This is a genomic window from Pseudomonas cavernae, assembly GCF_003595175.1.
Lineage (GTDB): Bacteria > Pseudomonadota > Gammaproteobacteria > Pseudomonadales > Pseudomonadaceae > Aquipseudomonas > Aquipseudomonas cavernae.
The window spans coordinates 885,697-906,690 of sequence record NZ_CP032419.1 but is presented as its reverse complement, the minus strand read 5'-3'; the positions used below and the strand labels follow the sequence as shown (position 1 = coordinate 906,690).

The following is a 20,994-nucleotide window of genomic DNA, read 5'->3' as shown; positions in this document are numbered from 1 at the left end:
GCCATGCTGGTTCATCTGTCCATTCACAACTACGCCATCGTCGAACACCTCGACCTCGAACTGAATGGCGGCATGAGCGTGATCACCGGCGAAACCGGCGCGGGCAAGTCGATCATGCTCGACGCTCTCAGCCTGGCCCTCGGCGATCGCGCCGACAACGGCGCGGTCCGCCCCGGCGCGGACAAGGCCGACATCCTCGCCAGCTTCGACCTCACCGCCATTGCCGAAGCCCGCGCCTGGCTTGATGAACGCGACCTGGACAACGACGGCCCGTGCATCCTCCGGCGGGTAATCACCGCCGAAGGCCGCTCACGCGGCTACATCAACGGCTCGCCCTGCCCGCTCGGCGATCTCAAGGCCCTTGGCGAACTGCTGATCGACATCCACAACCAGCACGAGCACCAGTCGCTGCTGAAACCGGACACCCATCGCCGCCTGCTCGACGAGTACGCCGGCAGTCAGGAACTGGCCCGCCAGGTCCAGCTCGCCGCCCAGCGCTGGCGCCAGACCCGCCAAGAGCTGGAGCGCATTTCCAGCGCCAGCGACGAACAGCGCGCCCGCCACCAACTGCTCAGCTATCAGCTAGAGGAACTGGACAACCTGGCACTCGGTGAAAATGAGCTGGACCAGCTGGAGCAGGAGCACAAAACCCTGGCCAGCGCCGAGAGGCTGCTCGGCGCCTGCCGGCAAGTGCTCGAACTGTGCAGCGAAAGCGATGCCGGCAATGTGCTCTCGGCCCTGACCGGCAGCCTGCAGCGGCTGACCGCCTTTCCCCATCAGCCCGGCGCCCTCGGCGAAGCGACCAACCTGCTGGCCAGCGCACAGATCCAGGTCGAGGAAGCCGTCGGTGAACTCAATCGCTTTCTCGATCATTTCGACGCCGACCCGCAACGCCAGCAACTGCTAGAGGAACGCCTCGACAGCATCTACACCCTGGCGCGCAAGCACCGGGTGCAGCCCGTCGACTTGACCGGCCTGCAACAACAACTCTTCGAGGAACTGGAAGGCCTGAACGCCGACGACCAGGCCGGAGAGCGCCTGAGTGAAGAACTGGCCGCCTACGCCCGCCACTATCAGGAGAAAGCCACTCAGCTCAGCGAACTGCGCCAGCAGGCCGCCGGCACACTGGCCACCGCCGTGGAAAGCGAAATGCAGCGCCTGGGCATGCCCGGCGGCCGCTTCAGCATCGAACTGCGCACCAGCGAACAGGGCGACCCGCAACCCAATGGCCTGGAACAGGTTGAGTTTCTGGTCAGCGCCAACCCCGGCCAGCCTCTCAAGGCCCTAGCCAAGGTCGCCTCCGGCGGCGAGCTGTCGCGCATCAGCCTGGCGATCCAGGTGATCACCGCGCAGACCTCGCGAGTGCCGACCCTGGTGTTCGACGAAGTGGACGTCGGCATCGGCGGCCCCACCGCCGAGGTGGTCGGCCAACTACTGCGCCGCCTTGGCGAGCGCGGCCAGGTGCTGACCGTCACCCACCTGCCGCAAGTGGCGGCCCAGGGCCATCAGCATCTGTTCGTGCACAAGGCTCGCGGCACGGAGGCCACCCACACCGCCGTGGCCGCGCTGGACGCGGCCGGCCGCGTCGAGGAGATTGCACGCATGCTCGGCGGGGTCGACCTCACCGAAGAATCCCTGGCCCATGCGCGAAAAATGGTCAGCAGCGCCAACAGCTGACCGGCATCGCGTAAAAAGCAAAAAGGCGACCCGAGGTCGCCTTTTTATTTGTCCGCAAGCGGCTTAAGAAGCCTTACTTCTTCTTGCGCACGTACAGCACCAGATTGTGATCGACCAGTTCGAAGCCGTGCTCCTTGACGATCTCTTTCTGACGCTTCTCGATCTCGGTGTCGAAGAACTCGACCACTTCACCGCTGTCGACGCAGACCATGTGGTCGTGGTGACCGCTGTCGGCCAACTCGAACACTGCGTGACCGCCATCGAAGTTATGACGCACCACCAGCCCCGCCGCCTCGAACTGGGTCAGCACCCGATAGACAGTGGCCAGACCAACGTCTTCACCCGCCTCCATCAGTGCCTTGTAGACATCTTCCGCACTCATGTGGCGATGCTCGGCGGAGTCGAGCATCTGCAGGATCTTGACCCGTGGCAGGGTCACTTTCAGGCCAGCTTTGCGTAGTTCGCTATTTTCAACCATGGTCAGCTTTCTCGTGGCCGCAGGTTCGCAGCAGCCTTCAATACGGGTATGATCGGTGGTCAAGTTGCCCAGCCAAGATAGTGGAAGTCACCCACCGATGCAAAACACCAAGCTCATGCTGACTGGTCTCACCCTCGTGGGACTGCTCGCACTCGCCGGCTGTTCGTTCCCCGGGGTTTACAAAATCGACATTCAACAGGGCAATGTCGTTACTCAGGATATGATAGACCAGCTGAAGCCTGGAATGACCCGCCGGCAAGTGCGGTTTATCATGGGCAACCCACTGATCAGTGACACTTTCCACGCCAACCGCTGGGATTACCTGTACAGCATCCAGCCCGGTGGCGGCCAGCGCCAGCAAGAGCGCATGAGCATCATCTTCAACGACAACGACCAACTGGCAGGGCTCTCCGGCGACTTCATGCCAGGCGTCAGCCGCGACCAGGCCATCATGGGCCAGGACGGTAGCCCCACTGCGGCGCCGCAAGCTCAGCCCGCCGAAGCACCCAAGGCCGAAGAGCCGGCCAAGCCGGGCTCGGTGCTCGAGCAGATCCAGCGCGAAGTGGACGATGTCGAAACCACTCCGGTACCGATGCCGGCACCGCTGGAAACCGCGCCGCAATAGGCCCAACCCTGCCAATAAAAAGCCCGGCCAAGTGCCGGGCTTTTTTGTACCTGAAAATCCTATCTGCCAGCCTTGGCCTGCGCCGCTTTAGCGGCACGCTGCTTACGCACTTCTTTCGGGTCGGCAATCAGCGGCCGGTAGATCTCCACGCGCTCGCCCTCTTCCAGCACGCGCTCTTCCGGCCTGGCCACCGCCTTGCCGAAAATGCCGAGCGGACAACCGCGCAGATCCAGCCCTGGGAAATGCGCATCCAGCCCGGAGCGCTCGGCCGCCTGACGCACCGTGGTGCCATAGGGCAGGCTCAAGCGCATTAATACCTGTTTATCTGCCAGGGCGTAGACGACTTCCACCGCGATGCTTTTTTCCACCACGCGCTACCCGTATAGCTGTTTGGCGCGCTGACAGAAGGCATCCACCAAGGTATTGGCCGCCTGATTGAACAGCGGGCCCAGGGTGGCTTTGACCACCGGGCCAGCATAAGCGAAGGACAGATCGAGGCTGATCTTGCAAGCCTTGTCGGTCAACGCCTTGAACTGCCAGACCCCGTGCAATTCACTGAACGGCCCCTCCGCCAGATTCATTTCGATGCGTTGCCCCGGCACCAGGGCATTGCGGGTGACGAACTGCTGCGACAACCCGCCCTTGGCCACCGCCAGCCTGGCCAGCATGTGCGTGTCGCTAACCTCCAGCACCTCGGTCGCCGAGCACCAGGGCAGAAACTCCGGATAACGCGCGACATCGTTGACCAGCGCGAACAACAACTGCGCCGGATAAGGCAACAAGGCGGAGCGTTGGATATGGGTGCTCATGACATTTTCACTTCCACAGCGGCACAGCGAGCGTGGCCGAGCAGCAAAACCCGCCGCTCACCACGCAGAACGCCGCACAGGTCAAAAAAGATCGCGCATTGTCGGAGATTCACCCACCCGCCTCAAGCTTAGGCTGTCGCCAGCCGGAGAGCATCTCCCTATAATGCGCGCCCTATGGCTAAGCAAAAGAAACACCCTCAAGGCACCATCGCGCAGAACAAAAAGGCACTGCACGATTATTTCGTCGAGCAGCGCTACGAGGCCGGCCTGGTTCTGGCTGGCTGGGAAGTGAAGAGTCTGCGCGCCGGTAAAGCCCAACTGGTCGACAGCTACGTGCTGCTCAAGGACGGCGAAGCGTGGCTGATGGGCTGCCACATTACGCCGTTGACCACCGCCAGCACCCATGTGATCGCCGATCCTATCCGCACCCGCAAGCTGCTGCTCAATCAGCGCGAGCTGGGCAAGCTATTCGGCAACGTTCAGCAAAAGGGCTACACCTGCGTGGCCCTGTCGCTATACTGGAAAGCCCACTTGATCAAGTGCGAAATCGCCCTCGGCAAGGGCAAGAAAGAATACGACAAGCGCCACACTGAGAAGGAGCGCGATTCCGATCGCGAAATCCAGCGCGCGGTCCGCAGTAAAGGCAAAGACGACTAGTCACAGGCCCTGGCGGCGCTGCGCCCGCGCCGTCCGCTCGACCTCACGCCGCGCCTCGGACAGCACTTCCTGCACGTAATGGATGTGCTGACTGGAAATCTCCCGTGCCGCCTCGGCGCGCCCCTCGATGATCGCCTCGTACAGCGCCCGGTGCTGACTCATCAGCATGTCGCGGGTTTCGCCACGCTGCGCGTACATCCCGCCGATATTGGTCACCACGTTGCGCTTGAGCAGGTCGAACAGGCCGCGAATGGTATGCAGCAGCACGGCGTTGTGGCTGGCCTCGGCGATTGCCAGGTGGAAGCGCGCATCGGCGGCGCCCTCCTCGGCGCGACCGCTCGGGCTCGGCGCCCGCGCATAGCAGGCCTGCAGTGCGGCGAAGGCCTCGTGCAGGCGCTGATGGTCCGGCGCGGTGGCGCGCAGTGCCGCGTAGTAGGCGCAGGAGCCTTCGAGAGTATGTCGGAACTCCAGCAGGTCGCGCTGCGCCTCGGGGTTGCTCTCCAATAGCTGCAGCAGCGGATCGCTGAAGGTCGAGCCGAGCGTATCGACCACGTAGTTGCCGCCGCCCTGGCGACTGATCAGCATGCCCTTGGCCGCCAGCTTCTGGATCGCTTCACGCAGCGACGGTCGCGACACGCCGAACTGCTCGGCCAGCGCACGCTCCGCCGGCAACCGCTCGCCCGGCTTGAGCGTGCCTTCGAGGATCATCGACTCGAGGCGCGCGACGATATCGTCCGACAAACGGCGCGGCTGGATCTGATTGAAGCTCATCACCTTTCCCTCCCGGCCCGCAGCGATGCACGCGTCTACTTCGCGGCTTTGCGCAGCCTCCAGCAAAATTGGTCAGACCATAGCGAAGGACGCCACCAAGGCGCCTCCCGACCAAAGTCGTAGTGCGACAAATTGACAGCCTTTCCGCCGAGCTTTTACTCTGAGTCGTCGATTTTGTAAATTGGTATTACCAATTTAGCCGACACCGCACGCCGAGGTCAAGATCCGATTCGCCCGCGCCACAAGCGCCGAGGCAGCCCCGGCCCACAGGCACACCCAACAACAATCAGGGAGCCACCCCACGATGCAAGCCTGGCAACAGCTTTACACGCCCCTCGGCAGCCTCGGCCTGTCGGCCTTCGCGGCCCTCATCCCGATCATTTTCTTTTTCCTCGCCCTGGCGGTATTCCGCATGAAGGGGCATGTCGCCGGGACCATCACCCTGGCGCTGTCAATCCTAGTGGCGATCTTCGCCTTCGGCATGCCCACCGACATGGCCTTCGCCGCCGCCGGCTACGGTTTCGCCTACGGTCTCTGGCCGATTGCCTGGATCATCGTTGCCGCGGTGTTCCTCTACAAACTGACGGTGAAGAGCGGCCAGTTCGAGGTGATTCGCAGCTCGGTGCTGTCGATCACCGGTGACCAGCGCCTGCAGGTGCTGCTGATCGGCTTCTCGTTCGGTGCTTTCCTCGAGGGTGCCGCCGGCTTCGGCGCGCCGGTGGCGATCACCGCCGCCCTGCTCGTCGGTCTCGGCTTCAACCCGCTGTACGCTGCCGGCCTGTGCCTGATCGCCAACACCGCGCCGGTAGCCTTCGGCGCCCTGGGCATCCCGATCATCGTCGCCGGTCAGGTCACCGGCATCGACGCCTTCAAGATCGGCGCCATGACCGGCCGGCAACTGCCGCTGCTGTCGATCATCGTGCCGTTCTGGCTGGTGGCGATGATGGACGGCTGGCGCGGCATCAAGGAAACCTGGCCAGCCGCCCTGGCCGCCGGTTCCAGTTTCGCCGTGACCCAGTATTTCACCTCCAACTTCATCGGCCCGGAACTGCCGGACATCACCTCGGCGCTGGTCAGCCTGGTGTGCCTGACCCTGTTCCTCAAAGTCTGGCAGCCGAAGGTCGCGGGCGAGCAGGACATCGTCGGCGTGAATGCAGACGGCAGCGCGGCGCTCGGCGGTTTTGGCGGGGTGCGCAGCACCGAGCCGTCGCCGTACAACTTCGGGCAGATTCTCAAAGCCTGGTCGCCGTTCCTGGTGCTCACCGTGCTGGTCACCATCTGGACCCTCAAACCGTTCAAGGCGATGTTCGCTCCCGGCGGCGCGCTGGACAGTTTCGTGTTCCTGATCGCCATTCCGCACCTCGATCAGCTGGTGATGAAGGTCGCGCCGATCGTCGCCAACCCCACCGCGATTCCTGCGGTATTCAAGCTCGACCCGGTATCCGCCACCGGCACCGCGATCTTCTTCTCGGCGCTGCTGTCGATGGTGATCCTCGGCATCCACGTCAAAACTGGTCTGACCACTCTCAAGGAAACTTTCGTCGAACTGAAGTGGCCGATCCTGTCGATCGGCATGGTGTTGGCCTTCGCCTTCGTCACCAACTTCTCCGGCATGTCGACCACCATGGCCCTGGTGCTCGCCGGTACCGGTGCGGCGTTCCCGTTCTTCTCGCCGTTCCTCGGCTGGCTGGGCGTGTTCTTGACCGGTTCGGACACCTCGTCCAACGCCCTGTTCGGCTCGCTGCAGGCGACCACCGCGCACCAGATCGGGGTCAACGACACCCTGCTGGTCGCCGCCAACACCAGCGGCGGGGTGACCGGCAAGATGATCTCGCCGCAGTCCATCGCCGTAGCCTGCGCCGCCACCGGCATGGTCGGCCGCGAGTCGGATCTGTTCCGCTTCACCCTCAAGCACAGCCTGATCTTCGCCACCTTCGTCGGCCTGATCACCCTGGCGCAAGCCTATGTGTTCACCGGCATGCTGGTGCATTGAGTGCTCTCCCCTCTCTCATGCGTGGGAGAGGGGCCGGGGGAGAGGGTAATTAGCACCGCCGCCCTCTCCCTAGCCCTCTCCCGTATACGGGAGAGGGAACTGACATCGACCATCCACCGATGAGACGCCCATGATCATCTCTGCCTCTACCGACTACCGCGCCGCCGCGCAACGCAGGCTGCCGCCGTTCCTGTTCCACTACATCGACGGCGGCGCCTACGCCGAGTACACACTGCGGCGCAACGTCGAGGACCTGGCCGGCATCGCCCTGCGTCAGCGCGTGCTGAAGAACATGGCCGAGCTGAGCCTGGAAACCCGCCTGTTCAACGAGACCCTGGCGATGCCGGTGGCGCTCGCGCCGGTGGGCCTGACTGGCATGTACGCACGGCGCGGCGAGGTGCAGGCAGCCCGCGCGGCCGCGGCCAAGGGCGTGCCGTTCACCCTGTCTACCGTGTCGGTGTGCCCGATCGAGGAAGTCGCCCCGGCCATCGACCGGCCGATGTGGTTCCAGCTCTACGTGCTCAAGGACCGCGGCTTCATGAGGAACGCCCTGGAGCGCGCCAAGGCCGCCGGGGTGACTACCCTGGTGTTCACCGTCGACATGCCGGTGCCCGGCGCGCGCTACCGCGACGCGCATTCCGGCATGAGCGGCCCGAACGCCGCGCTGCGCCGCATGCTGCAGGCTGTGACCCGACCGGCCTGGGCGCTGGACGTGGGCCTGCTCGGCCGCCCGCACGACCTCGGCAACATCTCCACCTACCGCGGCAATCCGACCGGCCTGGCCGACTACATCGGTTGGCTGGGCGCCAACTTCGACCCGTCGATCTCGTGGAAGGATCTCGAGTGGATCCGCGACTTCTGGGACGGCCCGATGGTCATCAAGGGCATCCTCGACCCGGAAGACGCCAAGGACGCGGTGAAATTCGGCGCCGACGGCATCGTCGTGTCCAACCACGGCGGCCGCCAACTGGACGGCGTGCTGTCCAGTGCCCGCGCGCTGCCGGCCATCGCCGACGCGGTGAAGGGCGAACTGGCGATCCTCGCCGACTCGGGCATCCGCACCGGCCTCGACGTGGTGCGCATGCTCGCCCTCGGCGCCGACACCGTGCTGCTCGGCCGCGCCTTCGTCTACGCGCTGGCGGCCGCCGGCCAGGCCGGGGTCACCAACCTGCTCGATCTGATCGAGAAAGAAATGCGCGTAGCCATGGTGCTCACCGGCGCCAAGTCGATTTCCGAGATCAGCCGCGACTCGCTGGTCCGCGAACTGGGCGTCTGACGCCCGGACTTCCGCGCCTTACCGGGCGCGGGAGTGGAGCGGGCAACCCACCAGCCACCCGCTCCCCAGCCCCGAGGCCGTGAACGGCAGCAGGGTGCAGTCAACCATAATCCGAGGAGCCGTCACGAGCGGCCCCCACCTACCGTGATTCCTGGAGCACGCATGAGCCTGCCCGCCGCCTTCCTGACCGCCGTCGAACGCCTGATCCCGCGCGAGCGGCGTTTCGACGACCCGCTGTCCACCCTGGCCTTCGGCACCGACGCCAGCTTCTACCGGCTGATCCCCAAGCTGGTGGTGCGCGTCGAGAGCGAGGCCGAAGTGGTCGCCCTGCTCCAACTGGCGCAGGCCGAGCGGGTGCCGGTGACCTTCCGCGCCGCCGGCACCAGCCTGTCCGGCCAGGCGATCAGCGACTCGGTGCTGATCGTCCTCGGCGACAACTGGAACGGCCGCGACATCCGCGAAGGCGGCACGCAGATCCGCCTGCAACCGGGGGTGATCGGCGCCCAGGCCAACGCCTGGCTGGCCCCGTTCGGCCGCAAGATCGGCCCCGACCCGGCCTCGATCAACGCCTGCAAGATCGGCGGCATAGTCGCCAACAACGCCAGCGGCATGTGCTGCGGCACCGCGCAGAACAGCTACCAGACCCTCGCCGGCCTCCGCCTGGTGCTGGCCGACGGCAGCGTGCTGGACACCGAGGACGCGGCCAGCGTCGCGGCGTTCGAACAGCACCACGCCGCGCTGCTCGAACAGCTCGCCGAACTGGGCCGGGAGACCCGCGCCAACCCCGAGCTGGCGGCCAAGATTCGTCACAAGTACCGGCTGAAGAACACCACCGGGCTGTCTTTGAACACTCTGGTCGATTACGACCGGCCGCTGGACATCCTCAGTCACCTGATGGTCGGTTCCGAAGGCATCCTCGGCTTCATCAGCGCGGTGACCTATGACACCGTGCCCGACCACCCGCACAAGGCCAGCGCGCTGATCGTCTTCCCCACGGTGGAGACCTGCTGCCAGGCGGTGCCGGTGCTCAAGCGCCAGCCGGTGTCGGCGGTGGAGCTGCTCGACCGCCGCAGCCTGCGCTCGGTGCAGAACATGGCCGGCATGCCGGCTTGGGTGAAGGACCTCTCCGGCCAGGCCTGCGCGCTGCTGATCGAATCGCGCGCCGCCAGCCAGAGCCTGCTGCACGAACAGCTGGCGCAGATCATGGCGTCGCTCGCCGAGTTCCCGGTGGAGAAGCAGGTCGACTTCAGCGAAGACCCGCTCGTCTACAACCAGCTCTGGCGCATCCGCAAGGACACCTTCCCGGCGGTCGGCGCGGCGCGCGAGACCGGCACCACGGTGATCATCGAGGACGTGACCTTCCCGGTCGAACGGCTGGCCGCCGGGGTCAACTGCCTGCTCGCGTTGTTCGACAAGCACGGCTATGCCGAGGCGATCATTTTCGGCCACGCCCTGGAGGGCAACCTGCACTTCGTCTTCACCCAGGGCTTCGACGACCCCGCCCAGGTTGCCCGCTACGCGGCGTTCATGGACGACGTCGCGCAACTGGTGGCGGTGGAGTTCGGCGGTTCGCTGAAGGCCGAGCACGGCACCGGGCGCAATATGGCGCCCTTCGTCGAACTGGAGTGGGGCAGCGACGCCTACCAGCTGATGTGGCGGATCAAGACCCTGCTCGACCCGGCCGGCATCCTCAACCCGGACGTGCAGCTCAGCCGCAATGCGCAGATCCACCTCAAGCACTTGAAGCCGCTGCCGGCCGCCGACGCCATCGTCGACAAGTGCATCGAGTGCGGCTTCTGCGAGCCGGTCTGCCCGTCCAAGGGCCTGACCCTCAGCCCGCGTCAGCGCATCGTCATCTGGCGCGATATCCAGGCCAAGCGGCGCGCCGGCGAGGACACCACGCAGCTGGAGCGCGATTACCAGTACCAGGGCCTCGACACCTGCGCGGCCACCGGCCTGTGCGCGCAGCGCTGCCCGGTGAACATCAACACCGGCGACCTGGTGCGCCAGCTGCGCGCCGAGCAGGCCACTCACCAGCGCACCGCAACCTGGCTGGCCGAGCATTTCCATACCGCGATGCAGGGCACCCGCGCCGCCCTGCACGCGGCCAATGGCGCGCGCCTGCTGCTCGGCGCGCCGCTGCTGGCGAAGACTTCCGACGTGCTGCGCCGCTGGTCCGGCAACCAGCTGCCGCAGTGGACGCCGGCCATGCCGCAGCCGCTGCGCCTCGCCACCCCGCCCGCGCCGGTCGCCGATGCGCGGCCGCGGGTGGTCTACCTGGCCGCCTGCGTCTCCCGGGCCATGGGCCCGGCGGCCGGCGATGCCGAGCAGGTGCCGCTGTTCACCAAGACCCGCCAGTTGCTGGAGAAGGCCGGCTTCCAGGTGGTGTTCCCCGACCACCAGGACGCCCTGTGCTGCGGTCAGCCGTTCGCCTCCAAGGGCTACCCGGCGCAGGCCGAGGCGAAGAAGCAGGAGCTGGTCGCCGCGCTGCTGAAGGCCAGCCGCGGCGGCCTCGACCCGGTCTACTGCGACACCAGCCCCTGCACCCTGCGCCTGCTGCAGGACGGCCTCGACCCACGCCTGCAGCTGCACGACCCGGTGAAGTTCATCCGCGAACAGCTGCTCGAGCGCCTGGAGTTCAGCCCGCAGCAGCAGCCGGTGGCGGTGCACGTCACCTGCTCGACCCAGCACCTCGGCGAGGCCCAGGGGCTGATCGATATCGTCCGCCGCTGCACCCGCGAGGTGGTGATTCCGGAAGGCATCCACTGCTGCGGCTTCGCCGGCGACAAGGGTTTCACCACCCCGGAGCTCAACGACCACGCGCTGCGCACCCTCAAAGATGCGGTGCAGACCTGCACGGAAGGCATCTCCACCAGCCGCACCTGCGAGATCGGCCTGTCCAGCCATTCCGGCATCGATTACCACGGTCTGGTCTATCTGGTCGACCGGGTGACCCGGCCCAAGGCCGCGCCCTGAGGCGCTGCACTCGGCCCCGCCTGCGCGGGGCTTTCTTGGTCGGCCCAAAAAAACTGAACCCAGCCGGAAAGTCGCAAGTCCACCCTTGTATGCCGACAGCGGCACCCCAGAGGTTGTCCCACGACTGGGGCACTGGGGTAAACCGACAAGAGGAACCGACCATGAAACGCTTTGCGATGCTGATAGTCGCGGCCTTGCTGACCGCGCCGGTGTTCGCCGCCGACCTGTGCGACATCAACCTGCAGAAGCTGGAGGACGCCCTGGCGACCCAAGCGCCGAATGGCGATACCGCCACCCAGCAGGTCGAGCAGCTCAAGGCCAAGGCCGAGGAAGCCAAGGTCGTAGGTGACACCGAAGGCTGCATTAACAACAGCAACAAGGCCCTGCAGGTGCTGGAAAACAGCGATAAAGGCGGAGGCGGCATCAGCTAACCAGCAGCGCCGGCTTTCCTATACTCAAGACCCGTTCATTCAGATTGGAGAACCGCGATGCGCCGTCTCAGCCTTGTGTTTGCCGCCCTGCTGTTCAGCCCCCCGCTCTGGGCCATGCACTGCCCAGCGGACATGGCCCAGATCGACCAGATGCTGAAAACCGCCCCACCCAGCGATCCCGCCGTGCTGGCTCAGGTGCAGAACCTGCGCGCCGAAGGCGAAGCGCTGCACAAGGCCGGCGACCACACCGAGTCGGTGAAGGTCCTCGGCGAAGCGCTGCAGCTGCTGCAAGCCAGCGAGTAAGCGCCGCGCCTCAGGGTGCCCGGCCGAGCAACGACAACGCCAGCCGGCGCACCTGCTGCAGGTCCACCGGCTTGGCCAGGCAAGCCTGGGCCCCGCGTCGGCGCGCCTCGGCAAAGGCGGCCTCGTCGGCCGTGGCGCTGATGACCAGCACCGGCACCTCGCGCAGGCGAACGCTGTGGCGCAGGTGGTCGAGCACCTCCAGGCCGTCGCCGTCCGGCAGGTCGAGGTCGAGCAGCAGCAAGGCCGGCACCCGTTCATCCAGCGCAGCCAGCGCCCGCTGCACCGAGGCCACACCGCGCACCTCGGCGAACTGGCGCAGGCCCTCCTGCAGCACCTTCAGGCAGGCCGGATGGTCCTCGATGCACAGCACCTGGGCCAGCGCCCGTGGTGGCGCCGCCGGGCTGTGCGCCTGAGCATCCGCCGCTGCCTGCGGCGCGGCGGCACTGGGCAGATCGATCCAGAACCGGCTGCCGACCCCCGGCGAACTGCTGAAGCCGATCTCGCCGTCCATCAGTTCGGCCAGTTCGCGGCACAGCACCAGGCCGATGCCGGCGCCGGGAATGCTCGAGTTCTCCCAGCCCAGCCGCTGGAACGGCTGGAACAACTGCGCCTGCTGCTCCGGGCTCAGCCCCGGGCCGCAGTCCTCCACCCATAGGCGCACGCAGCCCGCTCGCAACTCATAGCCGAGGCTGACCAACCCTTGCGTGGCGTTGTACTTGATCGCGTTGGACAGCAGGTTGAGCAGCACCTGGCGCACGCGGCGCACATCGGCGAGCACATAGAGTGGCGGCGCTACCGTCATCACCTGCAGTTGCTGCTGGCGCTGCTGCACTTCCGGCTGCACCAGCTCGGCACAGCCGGCGAGCAAGGCGCCGACGTCCACCGGCTTGAGCTGCAGCTGCTGACGACGGCTCTCGATGCTGGACAGGTCGAGGATGTCATCCACCAGCGAAGTCAGATGACGGCTGGCGTTGACGATCTCCCGCGCATAACCGAGCTCGGTCTGCGCATCGCGCTTCTCCTGCGCCTCCAGCTCGATCAGCTGGGCGAAGCCGTGGATGGCATTGAGCGGCGTACGCAGCTCGTGGCTCATGCTGGAGAGGAAGCGGCTCTTGGCCTGGCTGGCGGCCTGCGCCTCCAGGCTGGTACGGCGCAGGTCATCCTGCACCTGTTTCAGCCGGGTGATGTCGACGTGGGTGCCGGCCACCTTGACCGCCAAACCCGCGGCGTCGCGCTCCACCACCTGGCCACGACTGAGCAGCCAAGCGTACTGCCCGGTGATATCGGCGAAGCGGTACTCGGCATCGAAGCTGTCCTCGCCATCATCCCGGCAATGCAGGCGCAGGCCGCGCAGGCGGTCGCGATCGTCTGGATGCACGCGCTGGTTGTACTCGACCAGCGGAATTTCATCGCGGTCGAGACCGAAGCGGCGGAGGAAACGCTCGCCCAGCTTGAACGTCTGCTTCACGCCATCCAGCTCCCAGAGGCTTTCGGTGGTGCACTCCAGCACCAGTTGCAGCGTGCGCTGGGCCTGCTCGCGCTCCAGCTCGCTGGCCTGCAGCTGGCCATCGGCCTGTTCGACCGCCGCGACCATGCCGACCAGTTCGTCAATCTGCGTGGCTGGCCTCGGCGTCTTCTGGCCGACTTGGCCGAGACCGCGCAGCATGCCGGCGATGCCTTGCAGCGGCTCGGCCAGCTGTGCGCTCAGGCGCCGCGAGCGCCGCCACATCCAGGCGAAGAACAGGGCGTAGAAGAACAGCAGCCCGGCGATCAACAGGTAGCCGATCTGCTGGTAATAGGCCGCCAGGCGGTTGGTCTCCTGGAAGATATTCGCCTCGTCCACCACCAGCAGCAGGCGCCAGCCGGTCTGCGGAATCTCGCTCCAGGCCAGCAGTTGCTTGCGCCCGCCGAGCAGCACTTCCTGCACGCTGCTCGGGCTCGCCACCATGGCCTGCAGCAGCGGCTGCAGCTCGCGGCGCTGCGCGAGGTTGAAATCCGCGGGTTTGAAGGTCTCCCGCTGCACGGCCTCGAGGTAGTCGTGCTGGGTCAGCTCGTCGAGGCCGAAGTCGTCCTCGCCGGCCTCCGGCAGCGCCATGATGCTGTTGTCGCGGCTCACCAGCATCGCGTAGCCCTGCCAGGGCACCTGCAAACTGCCGATCTCGGCGAGCATCTTGCCGATAGTGATATCCAGACCCACCACCCCTTCGAGGAAGTCACCGCGATACACCGGCGCGATCGCCGACATCATCCAGCCCAGACCGGCCGGGTCGAGGTAAACGTCGGTCCACACCACCTTGCGTTCGGGGTTGTGACGGGCGTCGGCGAGGTAATAGAAGTTGTAGTCGGGGATCACCATGTCATGGGGATAGCGATCCGGGGTGAGGAAGAACGGGTAAATGCGGTTGTAGCTGTCCCAGCTGTTGAAGTAGACCGCCGACACCAGCGGGCTGGCGGCCTGGATCGAGCGCATCAGCGGGTCGACGCGCATTAGCCGCAGGGCCTTGGCGTGGTCCTGCCGGGCCAGCGGCGTGCTGCTGGCATAGAAGGACGCCGCGCGACCATCGTCGCTGCGACTGTAGAACACGCCGTCAGCCGTCAGTGCATGGCGCTGACGCTCCAGGGCATCCGGCTGGTAGGCCTTATCCGCCAGAGCCTGGGCCACCGCATCGCGGTAGATGCGCACTTGTGCCTCGATGCCCTGCAAGCGGCCGTCGATGATCTGTCCCTCGCGCTGCACCGCGGCGGTCAGATCCTGCACCGCACGCTGCTGCAGATAGTCCAGCTGTGCATCGCGGATCGCACTGTTGGTCAGCAGGTACACGGCGATCAGCACCGACTCCACCAGAATCAGCGGAATCAGGGCGCTCTGCACGAAGGCGCGCCAGATCCACCGGCGCAGGGGGTAACGCGAAGCAGGCGACATGGCGACGACTCTTCCAGAATGTCGGCGTTAGCAGACGAAAGCCGCATGATAACCGCTGCCCGCCCGCCGTCCATGCTGGTCGACGCGCCAGCACCTTTGCCGTACACTGCATATCCCACTGTGTAACCACAGTGTTTTGGGGCCGATTAGGATTCGACGCCGGTAACAAAACTCGAGGGGCATGCCGAGTTGGTAACAGAACTCGTAAATCCACTGTTGCAAACTTATAGTTGCCAACGACGACAACTACGCTCTAGCCGCCTAAGGGCCGCTAGCTGACCCTAGGGGATGCCTGTAAACCCGAAGATTTGGTCAGTCAGATAGAACAGGATCGCCGCCAAGCTCGCTGCAGGTGTAACGGCTAAAACTTATGCAGCTCGCTCAAAGCACCCTGCCACTCGGGTCGCGATGAGTTAACTCAATAGAGATGGCTACGCATGTAGAACCAACAGCGGAGAACTGGCGGACGGGGGTTCAAATCCCCCCGGCTCCACCAAATGCAAGTTTCCACATGTTCCAACATGAACGGAAACACCCCTGAAAAGCCCGCCCCGTGCGGGCTTTCTTGTTTCTGAATGCCCCCATACGCTTCCCTACATAATTGCCCGCCGTGTATCCCGCCGTGTATCCTTTGATAAAAAATGAACCGGAGGGATACAAGGATGAAGCGCAGCCAGATCAAGCGGCGTCCACTGGCCGATACCGTGCTTTCCGGCCTAGAACCTGAACAAAAGGAATACCGCGAGCTGGACGGTGACGGCCTGTACTTTCGCGTGAAGCCAGATGGCTCGAAGTCTTGGCAGTTGCGCTACAAGAAGGCGGATGGCAAGTGGTCATGGCTAGGCCTTGGCGGTTACGGTGCAGGTGACCACCAACTGACCGGCGAACAGGCCCGCCGCAAAGTTCGCGAGCTGCGCGACAACACCGCGAAAGGCGGTAGCGTTCTGGCAACCAAACAAGCCCAGAAAGCAGCCGAGCTAGAAGCAGCCAACAACACCTTCGAGCGTCTGGCGCGCGAGTGGTACAGCGCCAAATGCAAGACCTGGACAGAAGGGACTGCAATCCGAACCATCGGGGCGCTGGAAAAGCACGTTTTTCCTGCGTTCGGTAAGCGCCCGTTCATCAGCATTCTGCCAATGGAATGGATGAATTTCCTGCGCGGCATGGAAGAGACCGGCATCGTCGAGCAGACGAGTCGCGTTCGCGGCATGTGCAGAGAGGTCTACGATCTCGCCAGGGTTACCGGCCGCGCCACTCACAACCCGCTCGAAGGCCTGCATAAGTTCCTTCTGACCAAGCCTGTCGAAAATTTCGCCCATGTATCCCTTGAGGAGCTACCCGCACTGCTGAGGGCCATCCGCTCCTACCCTCACGCGGCAGACGTGCGAATTGGCCTGCAGCTACTCACGATGCTTGCCTGCCGCCCCTCGGAGCTACGCGAAGCACGTTGGCAGGAGTTCAACCTCGATGCCGGGTTGTGGCTGATTCCCGCCGAGCGCATGAAGCGCCGTCGCGAACACCTCATACCGCTACCCAGCCAAGCCGTTGACTTGCTACGTGACCTGCACAATATCACCGGAAGCTACTCACTACTTTTTCCCGGTCGCAGCGACACGACCAAACCACGTAGCAATACCGTTTTTCTGATGGCCTTGCGTCGCCTGGGTTACGAAGGCCGACAGACAGGCCATGGCTTCCGCCATCTCGCCAGCACCATCCTCAATGAAAACGGATTTGACTCACAGCACGTTGAGGCTCAGCTCTCGCATGTAAAAGAAGGCGTTCGGGGCGTCTACGACAAAAGCACCTACCTGGAGCAGCGCAAAATCATGATGCAGTGGTATGCCGATCATCTACACAGACTGGCTGCTGGCAACGTGGTGAAGATCAAGCGCGCGTGAACGCAAGCGCCAGTCTACTCATCGAAGCACACCGCCCCGGAGAGTGAGCGATACTGCATGCCAGTGATGAAATTCCATGCACCTTATGACGCAGCCTTTCTTCCGTTCGAAGTTACGGCATACATGCTGCACCCCGCAGACGAAAAACTGAGAAATGGATATCTCGCACGAAAAATGGCCGAGTACACGCTCCTCTGTGCGAGAGAGGATGGGCTTGAATCAATCCCCGTGGAGGTGCTCAAGGATCTGCTCGAAAGCCCTGCCCCTGCAGGAACGGATGCCATGGAAAGCCTCGCCATAAGAGGATCGGTTGCCGGCGAGATCCTACTGAATCTTATCAAGCTGAGTGCCAGTGGCGAAGATGCAAGCGTCAACAAAGCCATCCACCTAGGGGCCCAGTATTTCCAGGAGGCCCGAAACTCGTTAGGAGGCAGAATAGCCCCCGGAGAGAGATCTATCCGGCGAGCATGGTCAGCCTACATGCCCGTAGCCCATTTCTGGGCGGCTCTCCAAATCCATGTCCAGTCGACCGCAAACCTCGCCACGCCCATCAGTCCGGATTCGTACCTGCAGCAACTGAGCTTGGGAAACGAGCTAGGCAAACTTGCGCCGAAGCTGACCAGCAAGAATGCAAGAGAACCGATCTGCCCCCCAAGTGAGCTCTGGACACTGCCCTACTCCGTTGAGCTGCCAGGCTGCACATTCAGGTGCCACGGCCTAGACGAACACGAGCGGGGATGGCTGCGCAGCTACAAAGCGCCGTCCGTCAGCAAATACGATAGCTAGAAACTGCTATTGCCACGCGCTCTGACAGTAGTGTGCAGGCATATCGAGATGCATAACGTAGCGAGCGTCATCACCACGGAGACGCCACATGCATCTGGACACACAGAAAACCCTGATCCGCCAATCCAGCCTAATCGAGCACCTCGATCTGTCGAGGTCTGGCCTGGACAAGCTGCGCAAAAAAGACGCCACCTTCCCCAAGCCCATCAAAGACGGCCCCCACAGGCAGGCGTCGAATTTCTACGTTGTCGCCGAGGTTGAAGCCTGGATACGGGCTCAGATCGAGAAGCGGGACAACGGCTGAAATGGGGGCTCTGACCAAGGCCAGGGAACTGGAGGCCAAGGCTAGCGCTACGGCATCCGCATCTCGCCCCGCTGATGTTCCAGCACCTCGCCTACAGAACTGGCGGGAACCTTATCGCGCATTACCCAACGCAATCCTACGCTCGGCTGTGTTTGCAGTGATCGGTAGGGGCCAGCGAGTTAGGCTGGATGGGATGACGATCAATTCGCAGGCTGGAATTGCCCTGACCTACACCGGAGAGCAGCTCGATCAGAGCGACCTCGACCTCTGGGCTGCGCAGCTACACCTGCTGCGCAATCACCCTCTGGATCAGGAGTACCACACGAGCATGTACGCTCTGTTGAGGTGCCTAGGCATCACCGACACGGGCCCCAGCAGAGCCAGCCTGAAACGCAGACTGCTGCGTCTCAACACCTGCGAGTTATCGATTCGCACAGCCTCGTATGCGTACGAGGGTAACCTGACTGATGCTGAATGCCTCGACGGCAGCAAACCGCTCGTCCTGCGCTTCAACCCCAGCCTCATCCGGCTGTTCGCCGGCGACCAGTACACCCTGGTTCACTGGGGAGTCAGATGCACGCTGAGCGGGAGCCCGCTGGCGCAGTGGCTGCACGGGTACTACTCGACCCATGCAGCCCCCTACCCGGTGCGCGTCGAAACACTGCGCAAACTATCAGGCAGCAGAACCGTCAGCCAGAGCAAGTTCCTACAGCTACTCCGCAGGGCTCTAGTTAGGCTGGCCCTAGCCAGCGCCGAGCACGGCCAACAGTTTGCGTTTCAGATCAAGGGCGAGTTAGTCAGGGTTGATAAGCGCCCAAGCCCCACGCAGGAACGCCACCTCGCGAAACGCCAAAACAATACCGTTATAGCGGGTAAACATTGCCGTCATAGCAGGTAGCGATGCCGTTATGACGGGGTTTCAATGCCGTTTCTGCAGGTAGCAAATACCGTCACTGCGAGTCTCACCCCACCAGCTGAAACCTATACCACACAGGCTTTAGCATCTAATCCGACACCTTACTAATCACCTTTAATCAAGTTCTAATCCCACACGGACAGTCGTTTTCTGCAAAGCCAGCACTCAATTGCGTAATTGCATCGCACTTGGCTGAGCGATCACATTCAAACGTGGCGGCTATTGCATTCATGCTGACCACCGTTTACATCCGAATTGACCAATACACGCCGAAGAGGCGACCGGCAGAGAACGGCCAAGAGCGGACATCGAGATAGCAAACCTCAAAGGGGCCGAACACTGAGGCCGTTGGATATTTAAGCAGCGGGTCCCTAGAACTTTTCCCTATTTATCGGTCTATGTGGATAGGCACATCCACTCGGTAAGCGCGAACCTGCAGTTTTCCCGCAGCCAGATAGCCACACGTCAAAATGTCAATCAGAGGTTGTCTTCGCTCATGAAACTCCATGACCCACGGATGGTGCTCTTCGGGCTGTTGGCATTCGCGGCAGTGGGCTCGGCATCAGCAACACAGATGAAGACCTCAACTCCTGTTTTCGCAACTGAAGTCGCAGCAGTTCAGGCTCCGGTCCAGGCTGCCGGCAACCCTTGGCCGACCTTGGCCAGTATGGCCGGCAAGCAGTCAGGGCCGTTGCTTGCCCATGACGACCGATACTGGCATGACGGTCGTTGGCACGATCGTAGAGACGATTGGCGCCGAGACGACTGGCGTAGAGAAAAGTGGCGTAGAGAGCAAGCCCGCCGAGAAGCTGAACGTCATCGTGATTGGGAGCGCCACCGAGATCGGGCCATGCGGCAGCGCTACGCGGACGATCACCGCTATTATCGTCGCTAGTGCGAAGCCAGGGGTTCAATCCACCTGCAACATAGGCGATGCTCCGCCAACCTGCGAAACTAGGACTCAAACCGGTCCGAAATTAGCAGTGCTCGCCCACTAGGTCGTAGAAATCAGGCTGAAAACGTCGACGAGGTATGAATCGGATGTTTGTTCAGCGCTTCCCAAATAAAATCTGACCGGCATCAACCGGCCATAAGCAGCCCTTTATCCTTAATCAGTCCGGAACTGCCGCATACCTGCCGTTCCATTGCTCGTCGGCGAGCGACTGGAATGCTGCGATCACTTGATTTGATCGTGTCGCCGCCTGATTAGGCTGTTCCAAAAGACTGCATGGGATAACCTTGCGCCACGAATCAACCATGAAGCTGTGAACTGAACGATGGGTTTTGAGCAACTAGCTGAGCTACGTGACCGCCTGCGGGCTGAAAAACAACAAGTGCAGAATGATCGCCCAAAGCAGCGCAAGCGGGACTCCGCCCCGCAGGCCAAGCCTCGTGAGCAGGACCCTGCAATGGAAGCGATCTGGCGATTGCAGAAGCACTTTCCATTGGCCTTCCCGGTCAACCCAGCTCCCAAGGTTCCGCTCAAGGAAGGCATCCTCAAGGATGCCGAGCAACACCTGGAGCTGCTCGGACTGACCAGCGAACAGCTCAAGCAGGGCATCGCTACTTGGTGCAAGGGCAGTCGCTACTGGGCAAGCATGACGGAGAACGTACCTCGTCTGGACCTAAGCGGTCAGGCCGTTGGTACGGTGACGGCCGCGCAGGCGCTGCATGCCAAGCAGCAGGCTTCGCGGCAACGTGGGCAAGCGCGACGTAATCAGTCGAAGCCGAAGGACCGCCCCAAGGACCCCGCCGCCGATACCGTTGCGCAACAGAGCGTGAGCTGACTTCGCTCACGGCCGACATCGAGTCACCCAACCCCTCAGTCACTGGTAAGGCGAGCGAGGGACTGCTGGCCAGCGCCCTTGATGGCGAGGCGATTCGAAGGGCCGTTAATGGCCGGAAGCGGGCTGCCACGACCGACTGTTTTCGGCCAAAAGCGGTCAGTTACCAGCTGGTGGACCAGTAAACGTTGTCCACCCTATAAACGGCCAGACCTTGCCGCCCTCCGCCAGAAAGTTGTTGTATGGGTCGATCAAAAGTAGCGCTGTGTTGTTCTGCGCATAGGTGTTGTGAACCATGAGTTACTTCCTCTCTTGTCGAGCGGCGGGTTGCCTTCTCCAGCCCACGCCATGTCTGATTGGCAGGCTGTCCGCTGTGTCCATTCT

The 20,994-nt window shown here is 63.4% G+C and carries 19 protein-coding genes and 1 other RNA gene; 15 read left to right on the top strand and 5 right to left on the bottom strand.

The annotated features are described in order from the left end of the window. Positions 1–3 precede the first annotated feature (3 nt). Positions 4–1,677 (top strand): DNA repair protein RecN, encoded by a 1,674-nt coding sequence (gene recN, locus D3880_RS04175; RefSeq protein ID WP_119892262.1) that lies wholly within the window; start codon positions 4–6, stop codon positions 1,675–1,677. 73 nt (positions 1,678–1,750) lie between these two features. Here recN and fur read toward each other — a convergent pair whose 3' ends face one another. Continuing rightward, a complete protein-coding gene (gene fur / locus D3880_RS04170; RefSeq protein ID WP_119892261.1) occupies positions 1,751–2,155 on the bottom strand; it encodes a ferric iron uptake transcriptional regulator in 405 nt (134 codons plus the stop codon). A gap of 97 nt (positions 2,156–2,252) precedes the next feature. Between fur and D3880_RS04165 the strand changes: the two genes are divergently transcribed. Next, positions 2,253–2,780 carry an outer membrane protein assembly factor BamE gene (locus D3880_RS04165; protein ID WP_119892260.1) on the top strand — a complete coding sequence of 176 codons (528 nt, stop codon included), beginning with the start codon at positions 2,253–2,255 and terminating at the stop codon, positions 2,778–2,780. Between the two features lie 59 nt (positions 2,781–2,839). Here D3880_RS04165 and D3880_RS04160 read toward each other — a convergent pair whose 3' ends face one another. Both D3880_RS04160 and D3880_RS04155 read right to left on the bottom strand, forming a co-directional pair. Next, positions 2,840–3,151: an RnfH family protein gene (locus D3880_RS04160; protein WP_119892259.1), complete on the bottom strand. Its 312-nt coding sequence runs from the start codon at positions 3,149–3,151 to the stop codon at positions 2,840–2,842. Positions 3,152–3,154: 3 nt separating this feature from the next. Beyond that, complete coding sequence (locus D3880_RS04155; protein ID WP_119892258.1) at positions 3,155–3,589, bottom strand: type II toxin-antitoxin system RatA family toxin; 435 nt, start codon at positions 3,587–3,589, stop codon at positions 3,155–3,157. 174 nt (positions 3,590–3,763) lie between these two features. On the opposite strand from D3880_RS04155, the gene smpB reads away from it, so the two are divergent. Further along, entirely contained in the window at positions 3,764–4,246 is a 483-nt protein-coding gene (gene smpB, locus D3880_RS04150; protein WP_119892257.1) for an SsrA-binding protein SmpB, read from the top strand. Here the strand turns inward: smpB and D3880_RS04145 are convergent, their stop codons facing one another. Beyond that, the gene (locus D3880_RS04145) at positions 4,247–5,017 is read right to left on the bottom strand and encodes a GntR family transcriptional regulator (protein WP_119892256.1); all 771 of its coding nucleotides are present in this window, start codon (positions 5,015–5,017) and stop codon (positions 4,247–4,249) included. It abuts the gene before it with no gap. 304 nt (positions 5,018–5,321) lie between these two features. On the opposite strand from D3880_RS04145, the gene D3880_RS04140 reads away from it, so the two are divergent. From D3880_RS04140 to D3880_RS04120, 5 genes are all read left to right on the top strand, one after another. Next, positions 5,322–7,010 (top strand): lactate permease LctP family transporter, encoded by a 1,689-nt coding sequence (locus D3880_RS04140; RefSeq protein ID WP_119892255.1) that lies wholly within the window; start codon positions 5,322–5,324, stop codon positions 7,008–7,010. A gap of 130 nt (positions 7,011–7,140) precedes the next feature. Then, complete coding sequence (gene lldD, locus D3880_RS04135) at positions 7,141–8,286, top strand: FMN-dependent L-lactate dehydrogenase LldD (RefSeq protein WP_119892254.1); 1,146 nt, start codon at positions 7,141–7,143, stop codon at positions 8,284–8,286. A 162-nt stretch (positions 8,287–8,448) separates the two neighbouring features. Further along, positions 8,449–11,262: an FAD-binding and (Fe-S)-binding domain-containing protein gene (locus D3880_RS04130; RefSeq protein WP_119892253.1), complete on the top strand. Its 2,814-nt coding sequence runs from the start codon at positions 8,449–8,451 to the stop codon at positions 11,260–11,262. A 161-nt stretch (positions 11,263–11,423) separates the two neighbouring features. Further along, a complete protein-coding gene (locus D3880_RS04125; RefSeq protein WP_119892252.1) occupies positions 11,424–11,693 on the top strand; it encodes a hypothetical protein in 270 nt (89 codons plus the stop codon). 57 nt (positions 11,694–11,750) lie between these two features. Further along, positions 11,751–11,996, top strand: coding sequence for a hypothetical protein (locus tag D3880_RS04120; RefSeq protein ID WP_119892251.1), 246 nt, complete (start codon positions 11,751–11,753; stop codon positions 11,994–11,996). A gap of 10 nt (positions 11,997–12,006) precedes the next feature. Here the strand turns inward: D3880_RS04120 and D3880_RS04115 are convergent, their stop codons facing one another. After that, entirely contained in the window at positions 12,007–14,919 is a 2,913-nt protein-coding gene (locus tag D3880_RS04115) for an ATP-binding protein (protein ID WP_119892250.1), read from the bottom strand. A 138-nt stretch (positions 14,920–15,057) separates the two neighbouring features. On the opposite strand from D3880_RS04115, the gene ssrA reads away from it, so the two are divergent. The 7 genes from ssrA to D3880_RS04080 all read left to right on the top strand — a co-directional run bounded on the left by ssrA (position 15,058) and on the right by D3880_RS04080 (position 20,613). Beyond that, positions 15,058–15,415: a transfer-messenger RNA gene (gene ssrA, locus D3880_RS04110) on the top strand. A 166-nt stretch (positions 15,416–15,581) separates the two neighbouring features. Continuing rightward, positions 15,582–16,820 (top strand): tyrosine-type recombinase/integrase, encoded by a 1,239-nt coding sequence (locus D3880_RS04105; RefSeq protein ID WP_119892249.1) that lies wholly within the window; start codon positions 15,582–15,584, stop codon positions 16,818–16,820. A gap of 57 nt (positions 16,821–16,877) precedes the next feature. Then, positions 16,878–17,606 (top strand): hypothetical protein, encoded by a 729-nt coding sequence (locus D3880_RS04100; RefSeq protein ID WP_162934937.1) that lies wholly within the window; start codon positions 16,878–16,880, stop codon positions 17,604–17,606. Positions 17,607–17,694: 88 nt separating this feature from the next. Further along, on the top strand, positions 17,695–17,910 hold the full coding sequence (locus D3880_RS04095; RefSeq protein WP_119892247.1) for a helix-turn-helix transcriptional regulator: 216 nt from the start codon (positions 17,695–17,697) through the stop codon (positions 17,908–17,910). A 1-nt stretch (position 17,911) separates the two neighbouring features. Next, positions 17,912–18,808, top strand: coding sequence for a plasmid replication initiator TrfA (gene trfA / locus D3880_RS04090; protein WP_119892246.1), 897 nt, complete (start codon positions 17,912–17,914; stop codon positions 18,806–18,808). A gap of 514 nt (positions 18,809–19,322) precedes the next feature. Then, positions 19,323–19,721: a hypothetical protein gene (locus tag D3880_RS23025; RefSeq protein WP_119892245.1), complete on the top strand. Its 399-nt coding sequence runs from the start codon at positions 19,323–19,325 to the stop codon at positions 19,719–19,721. Positions 19,722–20,103: 382 nt separating this feature from the next. Then, entirely contained in the window at positions 20,104–20,613 is a 510-nt protein-coding gene (locus tag D3880_RS04080) for a ProQ/FinO family protein (protein ID WP_119892244.1), read from the top strand. The last annotated feature ends 381 nt before the right edge of the window (positions 20,614–20,994 follow it).

Bases quoted from the DNA above. Each gene is read 5' to 3' on its own strand.
- trfA (WP_119892246.1), top strand. From the start codon at position 17,912: ATGGGGGCTCTGACCAAGGCCAGGGAACTGGAGGCCAAGGCTAGCGCT.
- recN (WP_119892262.1), top strand. From the start codon at position 4: ATGCTGGTTCATCTGTCCATTCACAACTACGCCATCGTCGAACACCTC.
- D3880_RS04140 (WP_119892255.1), top strand. From the start codon at position 5,322: ATGCAAGCCTGGCAACAGCTTTACACGCCCCTCGGCAGCCTCGGCCTG.
- D3880_RS04120 (WP_119892251.1), top strand. From the start codon at position 11,751: ATGCGCCGTCTCAGCCTTGTGTTTGCCGCCCTGCTGTTCAGCCCCCCG.
- lldD (WP_119892254.1), top strand. From the start codon at position 7,141: ATGATCATCTCTGCCTCTACCGACTACCGCGCCGCCGCGCAACGCAGG.
- D3880_RS04145 (WP_119892256.1), bottom strand. From the start codon at position 5,017: ATGAGCTTCAATCAGATCCAGCCGCGCCGTTTGTCGGACGATATCGTC.
- D3880_RS04100 (WP_162934937.1), top strand. From the start codon at position 16,878: ATGCCAGTGATGAAATTCCATGCACCTTATGACGCAGCCTTTCTTCCG.
- D3880_RS23025 (WP_119892245.1), top strand. From the start codon at position 19,323: ATGAAACTCCATGACCCACGGATGGTGCTCTTCGGGCTGTTGGCATTC.
- D3880_RS04105 (WP_119892249.1), top strand. From the start codon at position 15,582: ATGAAGCGCAGCCAGATCAAGCGGCGTCCACTGGCCGATACCGTGCTT.
- D3880_RS04165 (WP_119892260.1), top strand. From the start codon at position 2,253: ATGCAAAACACCAAGCTCATGCTGACTGGTCTCACCCTCGTGGGACTG.
- fur (WP_119892261.1), bottom strand. From the start codon at position 2,155: ATGGTTGAAAATAGCGAACTACGCAAAGCTGGCCTGAAAGTGACCCTG.
- D3880_RS04095 (WP_119892247.1), top strand. From the start codon at position 17,695: ATGCATCTGGACACACAGAAAACCCTGATCCGCCAATCCAGCCTAATC.
- D3880_RS04125 (WP_119892252.1), top strand. From the start codon at position 11,424: ATGAAACGCTTTGCGATGCTGATAGTCGCGGCCTTGCTGACCGCGCCG.
- D3880_RS04155 (WP_119892258.1), bottom strand. From the start codon at position 3,589: ATGAGCACCCATATCCAACGCTCCGCCTTGTTGCCTTATCCGGCGCAG.
- D3880_RS04130 (WP_119892253.1), top strand. From the start codon at position 8,449: ATGAGCCTGCCCGCCGCCTTCCTGACCGCCGTCGAACGCCTGATCCCG.
- D3880_RS04080 (WP_119892244.1), top strand. From the start codon at position 20,104: ATGGGTTTTGAGCAACTAGCTGAGCTACGTGACCGCCTGCGGGCTGAA.
- smpB (WP_119892257.1), top strand. From the start codon at position 3,764: ATGGCTAAGCAAAAGAAACACCCTCAAGGCACCATCGCGCAGAACAAA.
- D3880_RS04115 (WP_119892250.1), bottom strand. From the start codon at position 14,919: ATGTCGCCTGCTTCGCGTTACCCCCTGCGCCGGTGGATCTGGCGCGCC.